The sequence below is a fragment of the Streptomyces sp. NPDC058691 genome (assembly GCF_042714775.1).
GTDB lineage: Bacteria > Actinomycetota > Actinomycetes > Streptomycetales > Streptomycetaceae > Actinacidiphila.
In genome coordinates, this window is sequence record NZ_JBHXSO010000105.1 from 1 (window position 1) to 13,742 (window position 13,742).

At 69.9% G+C, this 13,742-nt stretch carries 13 protein-coding genes; 8 read left to right on the plus strand and 5 right to left on the minus strand.

Annotated elements, in window-relative coordinates; genetic code table 11:
• Window positions 1-1,103: ABC transporter permease (locus ACFWVC_RS37270; RefSeq protein WP_384298431.1), on the plus strand; the 1,103-nt coding region annotated here is incomplete at its 5' end.
• Window positions 1,104-1,107: 4 nt separating this feature from the next.
• A complete protein-coding gene (locus ACFWVC_RS37275; protein ID WP_384298434.1) occupies window positions 1,108-3,867 on the plus strand; it encodes an alkaline phosphatase family protein in 2,760 nt (919 codons plus the stop codon).
• Between the two features lie 131 nt (window positions 3,868-3,998).
• Here ACFWVC_RS37275 and ACFWVC_RS37280 read toward each other — a convergent pair whose 3' ends face one another.
• The 3 genes from ACFWVC_RS37280 to ACFWVC_RS37290 all read right to left on the minus strand — a co-directional run bounded on the left by ACFWVC_RS37280 (window position 3,999) and on the right by ACFWVC_RS37290 (window position 7,286).
• A complete protein-coding gene (locus ACFWVC_RS37280; protein WP_384298438.1) occupies window positions 3,999-4,928 on the minus strand; it encodes a M56 family metallopeptidase in 930 nt (309 codons plus the stop codon).
• Window positions 4,925-5,317 (minus strand): BlaI/MecI/CopY family transcriptional regulator, encoded by a 393-nt coding sequence (locus ACFWVC_RS37285; RefSeq protein ID WP_384298441.1) that lies wholly within the window; start codon window positions 5,315-5,317, stop codon window positions 4,925-4,927. The genes ACFWVC_RS37280 and ACFWVC_RS37285 overlap by 4 nt, the downstream gene beginning before the upstream one ends.
• A gap of 169 nt (window positions 5,318-5,486) precedes the next feature.
• Window positions 5,487-7,286 (minus strand): hypothetical protein, encoded by a 1,800-nt coding sequence (locus tag ACFWVC_RS37290; RefSeq protein ID WP_384298444.1) that lies wholly within the window; start codon window positions 7,284-7,286, stop codon window positions 5,487-5,489.
• A gap of 489 nt (window positions 7,287-7,775) precedes the next feature.
• On the opposite strand from ACFWVC_RS37290, the gene ACFWVC_RS37295 reads away from it, so the two are divergent.
• The 3 genes from ACFWVC_RS37295 to ACFWVC_RS37305 all read left to right on the plus strand — a co-directional run bounded on the left by ACFWVC_RS37295 (window position 7,776) and on the right by ACFWVC_RS37305 (window position 9,344).
• On the plus strand, window positions 7,776-8,237 hold the full coding sequence (locus ACFWVC_RS37295; RefSeq protein ID WP_384298447.1) for a GNAT family N-acetyltransferase: 462 nt from the start codon (window positions 7,776-7,778) through the stop codon (window positions 8,235-8,237).
• Window positions 8,238-8,381: 144 nt separating this feature from the next.
• Window positions 8,382-8,861 (plus strand): MarR family winged helix-turn-helix transcriptional regulator, encoded by a 480-nt coding sequence (locus tag ACFWVC_RS37300; RefSeq protein ID WP_384298450.1) that lies wholly within the window; start codon window positions 8,382-8,384, stop codon window positions 8,859-8,861.
• Window positions 8,862-8,891: 30 nt separating this feature from the next.
• The gene (locus ACFWVC_RS37305; RefSeq protein ID WP_384298453.1) at window positions 8,892-9,344 is read left to right on the plus strand and encodes a MarR family transcriptional regulator; all 453 of its coding nucleotides are present in this window, start codon (window positions 8,892-8,894) and stop codon (window positions 9,342-9,344) included.
• Between the two features lie 71 nt (window positions 9,345-9,415).
• Here ACFWVC_RS37305 and ACFWVC_RS37310 read toward each other — a convergent pair whose 3' ends face one another.
• Window positions 9,416-10,081, minus strand: coding sequence for an NAD(P)H-binding protein (locus ACFWVC_RS37310; RefSeq protein ID WP_384298456.1), 666 nt, complete (start codon window positions 10,079-10,081; stop codon window positions 9,416-9,418).
• Window positions 10,082-10,326: 245 nt separating this feature from the next.
• Here ACFWVC_RS37310 and ACFWVC_RS37315 point away from each other — a divergent pair, with 245 nt between their 5' ends.
• Window positions 10,327-10,992 carry a maleylpyruvate isomerase family mycothiol-dependent enzyme gene (locus tag ACFWVC_RS37315; RefSeq protein WP_384298459.1) on the plus strand — a complete coding sequence of 222 codons (666 nt, stop codon included), beginning with the start codon at window positions 10,327-10,329 and terminating at the stop codon, window positions 10,990-10,992.
• 71 nt (window positions 10,993-11,063) lie between these two features.
• Here the strand turns inward: ACFWVC_RS37315 and ACFWVC_RS37320 are convergent, their stop codons facing one another.
• Window positions 11,064-11,825, minus strand: coding sequence for a polysaccharide lyase family 7 protein (locus ACFWVC_RS37320; protein ID WP_384298462.1), 762 nt, complete (start codon window positions 11,823-11,825; stop codon window positions 11,064-11,066).
• 163 nt (window positions 11,826-11,988) lie between these two features.
• On the opposite strand from ACFWVC_RS37320, the gene ACFWVC_RS37325 reads away from it, so the two are divergent.
• Window positions 11,989-12,495 (plus strand): molybdenum cofactor biosysynthesis protein, encoded by a 507-nt coding sequence (locus ACFWVC_RS37325; RefSeq protein ID WP_384298465.1) that lies wholly within the window; start codon window positions 11,989-11,991, stop codon window positions 12,493-12,495.
• An 85-nt stretch (window positions 12,496-12,580) separates the two neighbouring features.
• Window positions 12,581-13,645, plus strand: coding sequence for an LLM class flavin-dependent oxidoreductase (locus ACFWVC_RS37330; RefSeq protein WP_384298468.1), 1,065 nt, complete (start codon window positions 12,581-12,583; stop codon window positions 13,643-13,645).
• The last annotated feature ends 97 nt before the right edge of the window (window positions 13,646-13,742 follow it).

The window sequence follows — 13,742 nt, forward strand, 5'->3', positions numbered from 1 at the left end:
CCTGGGCGCTCCCGCTGCTGACCTCCGTGGTCGCCGGCGACGTGTTCGCCTCCGAGGACCGGCTCGGCACCTGGCGCCACCTGCTCGTGGCGGTCCGCTCGCCTCGACGGATCTTCGCGGCGAAGGCCCTGGCCAGCCTTACCGTCATCCTGCTGCTCGTGGCCGGGCTGGCCTGCTCCAGCTCGGCCGGCGGGCTGGTGGCGGTCGGCAACCAGCCGCTCGTCGGCCTCGACGGCCATCTGCTGACGGCCGGCGACGCCGCGGGCAAGGTCCTGCTCGCCTGGGTCTGCGTGCTCGCCCCGACCCTGGCCCTGGCCGCGATCGGACTGCTGGGGTCCGTCGCGCTGGGGCGGTCCCCGATGGGGCTGCTGCTGCCCGCGCTCGTCGCGCTCGCGATGCAGCTCGCCCAGATGCTGCCGATCCCCGTCGCCGTACGTCTCGCCCTGCCCGGGTACGCCTTCATCTCCTGGAACGGCCTGTTCACCAGTCCGACTCAGCTGGGCCCGCTTCTGATCGGCATCGTGGTCAGCCTGGTGTGGGCCGCGGTCGCGACCGCGCTGGCCTACCTGCTCTTCCTGCGGCGCGACTTCACCAACCTCACGTACGACGGCGCGGGGCGCCGCGCGGTCACCGTCGGCGTGCTGCCGCTCGCCGGGCTGGTCGCCGCGACGGTCGCGGTCGTCGCCGTGACGACCGGGGCCCCGGGCTCGGGGATCGAGCAGGACAAGGTGGAGCGGTCGGTCGCCACGGCTTTCGCCCACCTCTACCGCCGGCAGACCGAGCAGCTCAACCGCCCCGATGTCACCGAAGCGCAGGTGAGGGCCGCGGCGACGTGCAGCAAGGGCGACGTCCACGACGGCGCCCACGGGCCGGGCAACGACTGGCATTGCGTCGTCTCCTGGCATCTCCCTGGCGTCGAGGCCGCAGGTTCGGCCATCTACCAACTCGACGTCACCTCAGATGGGCGGTACGTCGCCGATGGCGACGGACCGAAGGAAGTGAACGGCTACTTCCTGGTGCGGACCCCGACCGGGGACGCACCGAACCCGCTGTGGCAGTTCGACGGCAACGTCGCACTGCTGTCCACCATCCCGAAGGGATAGTTCCATGCAGGTAAAACGGCAGCGCCGGATTGACCAGAAGGAGCAGGTCGGCCTTCTCGGCAAGCGCATCGGCCGCATGCCCCTGGTAACGGCGGCGGGCATCGCTGTCGCCCTCGCCGTCACGGGCACCGCTGTTGCCCAGACGCACCAGTTCGGCACCGACCAGGTCGGCCAGACCTACGATCAGGGCCAGTTGGTCGCCGGCGACCAGTACATCGCCCCGTACGGCAGCCACTCGGTCATCAACGACGGCAAGATCATGTCGTCCACGATCAGCCCGGACGGAACCCACATGGCGGCCTCGGTCACCGATGGTGACGCGGCGCTGACCATTGTCGACCTGAAGACCTGGAAGGTGCAGCAGCTCGTCGGCAGCTCCGCGGTCGACAACCTGCGTATCAGCGGCAGCGACGTGGGCCAGGAAGGCCCCACGTACTCGCCCGACGGCAAGCAGCTGTGGCTGAGCCGGACCGACGGCTACACCAAGTTCACCGTGAACCCTGACGGCACCCTGTCCAACCCGGTGAACATCACCATCGCGGCCGACGGGGCCAAGCACGCACTGTCGGGCGCGGCCGTCTTCTCGGCCGACGGCTCCACCGTGTACTCCGCGGTCAACGGCCAGAACCGGGTGGTCGCCATGGACGCGGCGACCGGGACCATCCAGCAGAGCTGGACCACGGGCACCGCCCCGCGCGGCATGGTGATGGTCGGCAGCAAGCTCTACGTCAGCAACGAGGGCGGGCGTCCGGCGAAGCCGGGCGAGACCACGATGAACTCCTACGGCACCGAGGTGCCGGCGAACCCGAAGACCGGTGCCAGCACCACCGGCACGGTCAGCGTCATCGACCTGGCGAACCCGGCTGCCGCCGTCGCGAGCATCGACGTCGGTCTGCACCCGACCGCCGTGTACGCCAAGAACGGGACGGTGTTCGTCACCAACACCGCCACCAACGACGTGTCGGTCATCGACACCCGCAAGAACAAGGTCGTCCAGACCATTGCCACGCAGCCGTGGCCGGAGGCGTCCGTGGGCTACGAGCCCAACGCGGTCACGCTCACCGACGACGGCCGCCTGCTGGTGACGCTCGGCCGCGCCAACGCGGTCGCCGTCTACCGTTACACGAGCGCGCAGGAGCCGGTCAGCTACGTCGGCCTGCTCCCGACGGACTACTTCCCCTCGGAGATCGCCACCGTCGGCAACCAGATCGTCGTGTCCAACACCCGTGGTATCGACGCCCTGCGCCCCACCACCAAGGCCGGGCACGGCACCCACGACACGACGTCGAGCGTGCAGTGGTTCACGCTGCCGAGCGACAAGGTCATCAAGTCCGAGACGGACAAGGTCTTTCGGCAGAACGGCTGGACCAACAACTCGGTCAAGATCGCCAACGGCAAGGGCCACAGCAACAAGAAGCCGGTGCCGGTCCCGGCGCAGATCGGCGACCCCTCGACGATCAAGCACGTCTTCCTGATCGTCAAGGAGAACCGGACCTACGACCAGGTCTACGGTGACATACCGCAGGGCAACGGCGACCCGGCGCTGGCGCAGTTCGGCCAGAACGTCACGCCGAACCAGCACGCGCTGGCTTCGCAGTTCGGTCTGTACGACAACACGTACGACATCGGCACGAACTCCGCCGAGGGCCACAACTGGCTGATGCAGTCCGACGACCCGGAGTACACCGAGTCCTCGGCCGGTGAGTACCTGCGCAGCTACGACACCGAGAACGACGTTCTCGGCCACCAGAAGTCCGGCTTCATCTGGACCGGTGCGCAGGCGGCCGGAAAGTCCGTGAAGGACTTCGGCGAGTTCCAGTCGGTGGAGAGCAAGCCGGCCGGCGCGACCTGGCAGAACCTGTACTGCGACACCAAGAACATGCAGGCCACCGGGCAGAAGACCGCCTTCCCCATTCAGACGGGCTCGGCGATCCCGTCGCTCAACGACGTGTCGGTGCCCGGCTTCCCGCTGTTCGACACCAGCGTCCCGGACATCTACAAGGAAGAGATCTGGAAGCAGGAGTTCGAGAAGAACGGTCCTGCGAACCTGAACATGTTCTGGCTCTCCAACGACCACACCGGTGGCACGGCGGGCCCGGCCGCTCAGGTCGCGGACAACGACCTCGCCGTCGGCAGGATGGTTGACGAGATCTCGCACAGCAAGTACTGGAAGGACTCCGCGATCTTCGTGGTCGAGGACGACTCCCAGGCAGGCCTCGACCACGTCGACGGCCACCGTGCCCCCGTCCAGATCATCAGCCCCTACGCCCAGCACGGCACCGTCGACAGCCACTACTACTCGCAGATCACGATGATCCGCACCATCGAGCAGATCCTCGGGATCCACCCGATGAACCAGAAGGACAGCGCGGCCAGCCCGATGAGTGGGGCGTTCACCAAGAAGCCCGACTACACGCCGTTCACCGCGCTGCCCAACCGGACCTCGCTGACCGACGGCGTGAAGACCGCGCCCGCGTGCGGCCTGGACACCCCGGCGCCGCAGAACCCCAGCGCAGCGCTGGTGCCGGCGTCGAAGGTGCCGGCGAACATGCAGGCCCTCGCTGCGCAGTGGAACACCTGGGAGTCCAAGCAGCACACGACCGGCCCCAACGCCATAGCCGACTACGCCAACCCCGAGCAGATGAACCACCTCACGTGGTACCAGACGCACAACTGGACCAAGGCGTACCCCGGCGAGGCCAAGATCTTCGCGCCGAACGACGTGCCCGGCGCCTACATCCCGTCCTCGGAGAACGACGGCTGACCTGGCCTGACCGCAACAGCGGCCCCTGGCCGGCGTCACCGCCGGCCAGGGGCCCCTTGCTTGCGCGATCGGCCTACTGGGGCCGCGCCCTCATCGAGTGCGACGCGCGGGAGCCTTACAGGTGGCCATGGCTATGCCTCGGCGTGCTCCATCAACATGTGAAGGTGTTCGATGGCGAAGCCGGTCGCCGTCCAGCACACCACGATCGTGGCCGCGATCAAGACCCATGCGAGCACTTGGCGAGCAGGCGGACGAAGCAGGAGGTCGACCCGGCGGCCGACGTCGTTCCGCGCGCCGCCCAGGCTTCCCCCGGGCGCCGGCCGTGCGGCGGACGCGAGGGCTGCCACGGCAACCGCGCGGGCTACGGTCTTCCGGTCGCCGACCTCCTGAGCCGCGCTCTCGTCGGCCCACCGCTCGACGGCCAGGTCGATGGCACGGGAAACCGGGATCAGCAACGGGTTGGCAGCCGCAGCCAGCCGCCCCAGATGAACGTAGCGGTGATGGTGATGCCGCAGATGGGAGTCTTCGTGGGCCAGCAGGGCACGGCGCTGCGCGGCGGACAAGCGTTTCAGCATGCCGGTGGAGACGACGATTCGGCGATGGCGGCCGGGATATGCGTAGGCGATGGCCGCGTCGTCCTCGAGGAGAGCCAGATCCCCGCCGAGCGAGGGCAGCGACGCGGCGGCCATGGATGCGTGGCGGGCCTGTCGTACCACCCGCAGCAGATGAACGGCCGCGGAGGCGAGCAGGAGCACCGCGACCACCCCGCTGACGTCCCACACGGCGGGAGGCAAAGGCAGGATGGCGCGCAGTGCGGTCGGAGACCAATGGTGCAGCCCGGACATGAAGGGCGCCTCGGCCAGGGCTATCACGGCCGCGAGACAGAGCAACAGGCCCGTCGCCAGTGCAACGGTGAGCGCAAGACAGGTAAGTAACACGGTCGCCGTCGCGGGCGCCAACCGGGTGCCCATACGGCCGACCAGCCACGGGTTGAGCGCGCCGAGTGCGAAGGGCACGGCGGCCACCACAAGGACGGGCCACTGATCCGCGGCGGCCGTCACGGCTCGTCCTCGGACTCTGGCTCGTTGAGCAGAGCACGCAGCAGACTTTCCGTCTCCTCGTCCAGCGAGCCGACAAAACGGGTCAGAACGTTCGTACGGTCCTTGCCCGCGTCCAGCAGCATGCGCATCCGATGGGCGGTGGCGGCGGCCTCGGCATCCGCCGGGCCGTTCCCGGCGAGCCGGTAGGCGAACGCACGCCCCTGTGACGAACGCTGGAGGACCTCTTTCGCATACAGCCGGGACAGGGCGGTCAGCACCGTGTTGTAGGCGAGATCTCCGCCCAGTTCGGCCTGTACCTCCGACGCGGTCATCGGAACGCCCGCCACCGCCAGGCATGCGATGACCTCTCGCTCCAGCCCGCCGGGCGAACGACTCCGCCTCGCGCTCATCTCGCCCTTCCGCCGCACTCCGCGCCACACCGCTCACGACAGGGCGCTGCCGTCTCCGCCAGTGTGGCAGACCCGCTCCCCACCCCGCGGAGCAGGGGCGGGCGCTCAAAGAGGACTGCCCGGTCCGGTGGCGACCGGACCGGGCAGACCTCGACCTACGTCAGCTGACCTACGGGTTCGGATAGTCCGTCACGTACACCGGCGAACCGATCCTTGTCGTGTCCGCCGGACCGCCCACGCCGTTGACGACGTGGTCGAGCGTGCCGGCGGCGAGGTTGACGGTCATGATGTGGTGCAGCCTGACCCCCGGGGTCTGGGGAACCTCGAAGCCGTTCTCGGTGTGGATGGCCGGGTTGTTCTGGTTGAAGACGTAGGCGCCGCCGCCGTACAGGCGGTGCGTCTTCACGTCGTCGTCGACCTTGTAGGCCGCCCAGCCCTCGACCTGGCCGTTCATCCAGTCGGCCTGCGTCGGCGGGTCGTACGGCAACTCGTTCTGGTAGAGGATCGTCGTACCGTCCTCGCCGTTCCAGACGGTGTTGTACTCCTGGAAGTGCTCGACGAACAGGCCTGTCGCGGTCACGTGGTCACCGTTGATGACGACCCCGTTGCGGCCGATGTTGGTGTTCCAGCGTTCGGTGTCCGTCAAGCCGTCCACACCGTGGTCGGCCCGCCAGACCCAGGTGTGATCGATGAGCACGTCGTCGCTGTTGACCTGGAGCGCGACGTCGGCTTTGCCGATGTGCGGTCCGCCGACGCGGAAGTACACGTCGGACAGGGTCGTCGGGTCGTCCGGCGAGCTCTTGTGGTTGTTGCCGGGCTTCTTGCCCACCTGCAGCAGAACCGGCGACTTCTTCGGGCCCGCGTCGATCGTGACGCCGGCGATGACGGTTCCGGGGACGTCGGAGACCTCGATCGGGGTCGAGCCGTCGACGGCGGTGAGCGTCGCGTGTCCGATGCCGAGGACCACCGTGTCGGCGCGCTTGATCCTGATGGTCGACGCGATGTCGTAGACGCCGGGGGTGAGCAGCAGGTTCTTGCCCTGCGACAGCGCCTTGTTGATGTCGTGCACCGAGTCGGACGGGGTCGCGACGAAGAAGTCGCCGATCGGTATCGTGCGGCCCGGCGTGATGCCGTCGGCCCACGAGACGCCCCGGCTGTTCTTCTGGGCGGACGGCACGCGGACGTTGTACGCCCCGTCCGTGCCGACGAACAGATACGGCTTCTCGCGGCTCAGCGGAGTGGTGTCGAGCGTGGTGTAGGGCGGGTTCGGGAAGCCGGTTTCCGCCGGGGCGCCGACGACACCCGAGAAGACCTGGTTCCACACGCCGTTGGACCAGCCGGCGACCTCGGAGTTGCGGGTGAGCCACTGCTGCTGCGATCCGCTCGTCACGGAAGGCAACTTGGAATCGGCGATGAAGCCGCCGCTGGCGTACTGCGGACCGGCGCTGCAGTAGTCCATCAGCGAGAGGTTGCCGCCGCTGATGTCCAGGCGGCGCATGGACACGGCCTGGGACACGGCCCAGAAGTCGGCCGATGCCTGGCAGCCGCCCTGGCCGGCCGCGTTGATCTTGATCGACAGATTGGTCAGGGTCCGCCAGAAGTTCACCAGCGCCAGGCAGTTGCTCGTCCCGCCGCCCTCCAGGCAGCGGTTGTAGACCTCGACCTTGCCGTTGATGACGACATCGGTGGGTGAGGCGCCCAGGCCGGCGATCTCGGTGTAGTAGCCGACCTTGACCTGGAGCGGGTGCTGCGCGGTGCCGTACGTGCCGGGCTTGAAGAGGTAGGCGTGGCGCGTCGTGCCCATCTCGTTGTCGACCTGCGCGGCGTTCGCGGCGTCGAGGGTCGCCTGGATGTCGCTGACCGGCATGCTCGGATCGAAGACGGTGACGTTGGCGCCGAGGCCTGTCGTGCCGAGGCCTGTCGTGCCGGGGTCCGGCGACTGGGCGGTGGCGGCCGTTCCGGTCGCCATGACACACGTCGCCAGGATGACGCCGAGCGCGAGAACCCGTCCGAATCTTCGGCGGGCGGGGCGCTGGGACGGGTGACCCGCAGTGCCGGGAGGCAGGGTCATCATAGGGATCGTCCTTTCCGCTGAGCGCGGACTCGATTGGGTGGAAAGGTGGATGGCCGGCATGGGGCCGGTGGGAGGCGGGGCGTGCTTCCGGGGATGTGAGAGCGCTCTCTCGGCAGGGACGACTCACCGAATGTCATCGATCCGCCTCCTCGGGGGACTCCGGTTGGACGCCGGTCGGACGCCGTGGGCAGTCGAGGCCCCGGATCGCCCGGCTCGCAGCAAGCCATGCGTTGCTTGAGCTTTCTACTGTGCGAACCCGTCCGTGCGCTACGTTCGCGCAGCCCCAAGATTCTTACGAATCACGGACGTTCAAGAGGACCGGTGTGTTCCGCGGAGGGTGGGCACCGGGATGACGTCACGACTGGTGAGTGCCACCCTCGTGGCATGGAAGGCCTCTCGATCCGCCCGGCCCGGCCGGAGGAACTCCCCCTGCTCGACGCATTGGTGCTGCGGTCGAAGTCGCACTGGACCGGCGGCCGCGCGGAGGACGTTCGCGACGTGACGCCGAAGCTCACGGCAGTGGACATCGCGGCCCGGCATGCCACGGTCGCCGAGAAGGGCGGAGTCCCCATCGGCTTCTACACCCTCAACGAGCACGAGGACTACCTCGGGATCGGGCTGTTCTTCGTCGACCGGCCGTTCATCGGCACCGGCGTCGGGCGCCTGCTGTGGGGCGACCTGGTCCGGCGGGCCGTCGCACTGGGCGCGCGCCTGCTCGGCGTCGGCGCGGAGCCCCGCGCCGAGGGCTTCTACCAGCGCATGGGCATGGTCACCCGGCACGGGTTCGACCACAACGGCGAGCGCCTGATCTGGATGACGGCCGAAGTCGCCGCGCTGCCGAAGTGACCGGGGTGCCGGCCCGCGACGTGAACGGTCCGGCAGCGGCGGCCGGTTCGGCGGGCTCCGGCATGTCGAAGCGAGAGGTCGGGTAGCGCGACCTCTGCCGGGAAATAGTAGCCATGGATATAATGTCTATGTACTCTATTGGTCATGAGCAAGGTCCCACCGGGCCCCACGCCCGGCTTCCTGGTGTGGCGGCTCGCCAACAAGTGGCGCGTCGCGGTCGATCGCGCGGTGGCGCCGCTTGGCCTCACCCACGCGCAGTACTCACTGGTCGCGTCGCTGTACGGCATGCAGCGCGCCGGCGAGCGGCCCAGCCAGCGCCGACTCGCCGACCACACCGGCCTGGAGGCGCTGTACGTCTCGAAGCTGGCGCGCGCCCTGGAGTCGGCCGGCCTGGTCGAGCGCACCCGGGATCCCCGCGACCCGCGTGCCGTACAGCTCGCTCTCACCGAGCGAGGACTGGCTGTCACGCGGCAGGCCATCACGGTGGTCCAGGAACTGCTTCAGCAGTTGCTGGAGCCGCTCGGCGGCCTCGACGCCCTGCGAACGCGCGCGTTCACGGACGAGCTGACGACCCTGCTCGACGCACCTCTGGCTCCATCCGTACCGAACGACGAGAGCAACTAAAACGACGAGAGCAACTAAGGGGACAGCATCATGACCACTGCCGCATCCACCGCGCCCGTCGCCGACGCCCGCGGCCTCGCCTTGGCCCACTACGCCGCCCGCGGCGTCCTGGAGCTCGTCCTTGCCCGGCACGGCCTCACGTTCCAGCAGCAGGTCGCCCTGCGCGCCGCCATCACCTCCGACGTCCCGCAGACGCCGGACGACCTCATCAGCCAGGTCCAGCAGTCCCTCAAGGCGGATCCGGCCGACATCCGCCCCACGCTCGACGAGCTGCTGGCCAAGCAGTTGCTCGGCACCGACGGTGCGCACCTTCGCCCCACGGACGCGGGGCGCGAGATGTTCGCCGCCGTCGGCGCGGAGACCGCACCCGTCTCCGCCCGCATCTGGGGCGGGATACCCGCCGAGGACCTGGCCGCCGCCGGCCGCGTCCTCGCTCTCGTCACCGAGCGCGCCAACGCGGAGCTCGCGGCGCGGACCGCCTGACCGGCCGTCCGGCCGATGCGCTGCCCACCGGCCTCAGCCGGCCGGTGGGCAGGTGGCCTGCCTGTGTGGCCTCACGCACCCAGCTGCGTGATGTCCCGCGAGTGCAGCAGGTGGGGACCTGCACCCTCGAGCCGGACCGCGGCGATCATCGCGCGCCCGAGATGCTCGGTGCTCGTCACATACCGGGGTGTCACGCGGCGCAGAAGCGGATAGAGCCAGGAGGTGAACCGGTAGAACACCCGGTACGCCCTCGTTCCCGAGGTCTCACCGTGCACGGGCTGGATCCATCCGGGACGGAAGGCGTAGGCACGCATGTCCATGGCCAGCAGGGCGTTCTCCGTCCGGCCCTTGACCCGTGCCCAGAAGGTCCGCCCCTGTTCGCTGCTGTCGGTGCCTTCCCCCGACACATAGGCGAAGGTCACCTGCGGATTGCCGGCGGCGACGACCTCGGCGGCCGCCAACGTGTAGGTGTAGGTGATGGTTTCGTACTCCGCGGCGCTGCGCCCTGCCGAGGAGACCCCCAGGCAGTAGAAACACGCGTCGGCCCCCGCCAGATCCGCTGCGATCGCGGTGAGGTCGGTGAAGTCGGTATGAAGCACTTCACGAAGCTTTTCGGCGCTCCGGCCGAGGGGCCGTCGCACGACGGCGATGACCTCCGTGACTCCCGGGTCCTCCAGACACGCACGGAGCACGCCCTGCCCGACCATGCCTGACGCCCCGAACAGAATCACCTTCACGCCGACACTCCTTCGTACGTGGCACCCCGCGGTGGCATGTTATGCGGACGCTCCGCTGCCGGGTTGCTGCGTCCGACCGGTGAGCTCGGCATGGCCGACGCGGCCGTGGCGTCCGCCCCCCGACAGCGCGTCGTATCGTGACCCGCGACGCGATGAGTTCGTCCCGCCCCGGCGGTCTCCTTCCGTGGGGGATCGGCGTCCGGCCGATCACGACGGGCGGCCGCCCGACAGGAGACGTGCAGGCGATGACCGATGAGGATGCGACCGTGGACCAGGGCGCAGGCACCGGGGTGTGGCCCCTGGTCGAGGCCGAACGGGCGGCGCTGGCGGCGGATCTGGCGGGACTGGACGAGGCGGGGTGGGCGACGCCGTCCCTGTGCGAGGGGCTGACGGTACGTGAGGTGCTGGCGCACATCACCGCGTCGGCGCGGCTCACGCCCGCCCGGTGGATGGCCGGGGTGATCCGCTGCCGCTTCGACTTCGACCGGATGGTCGCCATGCGGCTCGCGGAGCACTTGGGCGCGACACCGGCCGAGACGCTGGAGCGCTTCCGGCGGGTTGTGCCGAGCAGGACCAAGCCCCCGGTGCCCGTCGTGGCCATGCTCGGCGAGGTGATCGTGCACGGGGAGGACATCCGGCGCCCGCTGGGGCTGCGCCGCGACCACCCGATCGGGACGCTCACCCGCGTCGCCGAGTACTACGAGGGGTCGGACATGGTGGTGCTCGCCAAGGGCCGCATCGGCGGCCTGCGGCTCGTCGCGGACGACGGCCCCTTCGCCCGCGGTTCCGGGGCGCCGGTGTCCGGCCCGACGATCTCCCTCGTGATGGCCATGACCGGGCGCCGGGCGTACTGCGACGACCTCAGGGGCGACGGGGTCGCGGTCCTGCGCGAGCGTTGCGCGGGGGCGTGACCGGGCCGGGGGGCGGTCGCGCGGTCCCGCGGCCCCGCCGCGGGCGCGCGGCCCGCGGCGGGAGCGGCGGTTCAGCTGTGCGAGACCGTGAGGCCGTAGAAGGCGACGCGTGCGCCCTTGGTGGTGCTGTCGGAGGACGACTGGTTGTACGAGCCGGCCTTGAAGTACTGCTTGTACGGGTTGAAGGACGACGGGATCGCGTAGTGCGTGGTGCTGCCGTTGACCGTCAGGTCGATGGTGTGGCCGCCGGAGACGCCGATGGTGTACGTCCACGTCTTGCCGACGGACACATGGCCGACGGTGTGCAGCGTCTGGCCGCCGGAGGGCGAGTTCTCCGTGCCCAGCACGATGTCGCCGCCGGCGCGGTAGTACAGCTCCAGCAGCGGCTTGGTGGACGAGCCGCCCGAGCCGAGGTGGATCTGCCCGACGCAGACGTTGGAGGTCACCGAGACCACGCGCAGCGTCGCGTTCATGCGGTGGGTGCCGCTGAGCGGCCAGTCCGCGGCGCTGCCGCTGCGGTTCATCTCGCGCAGCTCGGAGCGGGCGTAGTTGGAGTTGGGCGTGGTGACGCCCTTCTCCGGGGCCCAGAAGGTCATCGCGCCGTCGCGGGTGTCGGTGTAGAAGTACGAGTCCTGGTAGCCGTTCGCCCCCTGGAGCCGGGACGAGGAGATGGTGGTCGGTGAGCCCGGGGAGCCGACCGGCTCCTGGAGCTGCCACACCGAGAGATCGAAGTTGCCGCCGGGGGCGACCTTGGGGTCGGCGGCGAAGGCGGGGCCGCTGCCGATGGCGACGGTCGCGACGGCCAGGGAGGCGAGCAGCGTACGCACGCGCATGGGGGGACCTCCTGTCGGATCGGATCGTTCATTTATGTGAACGACGTATGTGGACGTGAACGCAGGGTTACGTCGAGACCGTAGGGCTGTGGCGTGCTCGCGTCAAGGTCTGTACCAATCGCCGCCCCGGCCGGGCCCGGGCGGCCGTAGGCTGGTGGCCATCATGTCCACGGTGGAAGTCGTCCAGCTCCTGGTCTCGCCCGTGCACCGGTACATGGGGCGGCCGTCCGACGGGCCGTCCCCGGCGCACGACGGCGAACTCGTCCTCCGCGCCGAGGTGCGGGCGAACCTCGGCCTGGTGGGGGACCGCTACTACGGACGCCCCGCCCATCGCGACGCCGCGGTCACACTCATGGCCGCGGAGAACCTCCCCGTGGACATCGACCCGGCGGTCGACCTCCGGCAGGCCCGCCGCAACGTCCTGCTCAGGGGTGTCGACATCGACGCGCTCGTGGGCACGACCGTGTCGCTCGACACCGGCGCCGGACCGGTCCTGCTGGCCGTACGGCGCCCCGCCCGGCCGTGCGCCTGGATGGACGCCGTCATCGGCCCCGGCGCGCAGCGCGCCCTGCGCGGCAAGGGCGGTGTGCGGTGCACACCGCTGACGGACGGCGTGCTCACCGTCGGGCCCGCCGAGTTCGGGGTCCTGCCGCCGTCCGCGCAGGGGTGAGCGCCGGTGCGCGGCGGGCGGCTGGGACAATCGCAGCACCGCGGGCACGGGTGCCGCGGACGCCGCTGACGAGGGAGGAAACGCCGTGTCGCCGACGTCGAGGCCGCTGCGCAAGCTGGGCTTCCTGACCATCGGGCTGTTCGACGAGGCGGATCCCCGCCGCGGCCACCAGTCCACGCTGGAGATCATCGAGCTGGGGGAGCGGCTGGGCTTCGACAGCGCCTGGGTGCGCCACCGCCACCTGCAGTACGGCATCTCGTCTCCCGTCGCCGTCCTGGCGGCGGCCTCGCAGCGGACCAGCCGCATCGAACTGGGCACCGCCGTCATCCCGCTCGGCTGGGAGAACCCGCTGCGGCTGGCCGAGGACCTGGCCACGGTGGACCTGCTGTCCGGCGGCCGCCTCAACCCGGGGGTCAGCGTGGGTCCGCCGATGCACTACGACGAGGTCAAGCACGCCCTGTACCCCGGCACCGCCGACCACGAGGACTTCGGCTACACCCGCGTGGAACGCCTGCTGGACTTCGTCCGGGGCAAGCCGGCCACCGACTTCAGCGGTGTCGAGGGCTTCGAGGTCTTCTCCGACCGCGTCCAGCCGCACTCGCCGGGGCTCGGCCGCCGCATGTGGTACGGCGGTGGGAGCCTGCGATCGGCCCAGTGGGCCGGTGAGCACGGGATGAACTTCCTGACCAGCAGCGTCGTCAAGGCGGAAGGGCCGGAAGGGCCGGAGGGGCCGGAGGGGCCGGAAGGTTCGGAGGGCTCGGGGGACTTCGCCCAGGTCCAGCTCTCGCACATCCGTGCTTTCCGGGACCGTCATCCCGACGGCGAAAGCGCCCGCGTCTCACAGGGACTCGTCGTCATCCCCACCGACAGCGCCACGGCGGAGCAGCGTGCCAAGTACACCGCCTACGCCGAGGCGCGGCTGCCGCGCACGGCCACGCCGCAGGGGCCGGCACGCCTGATGTTCGCTCCGGACCTCGTGGGCACCTCCGACGAGATCGCCGAGCGGCTGACGGCGCACGCGGCCTTCCGCGAGGTCGACGAGGTGGCGTTCGCGCTGCCGTTCAGCTTCGAGCACGAGGACTACGTGCAGATCCTCACCGACATCGCCACCCGTCTCGGGCCCGCGCTGGGCCGGCCCGCCATCGTGTGACGCAGGCATGGCTCCGTCCGTGGGGGGGCCCGGGGGTGCCGGCCGCCCCCCCCCGGGCGGGGGGGGGGTGGGGGAGGAGGATAGATGTGTGGTTTAA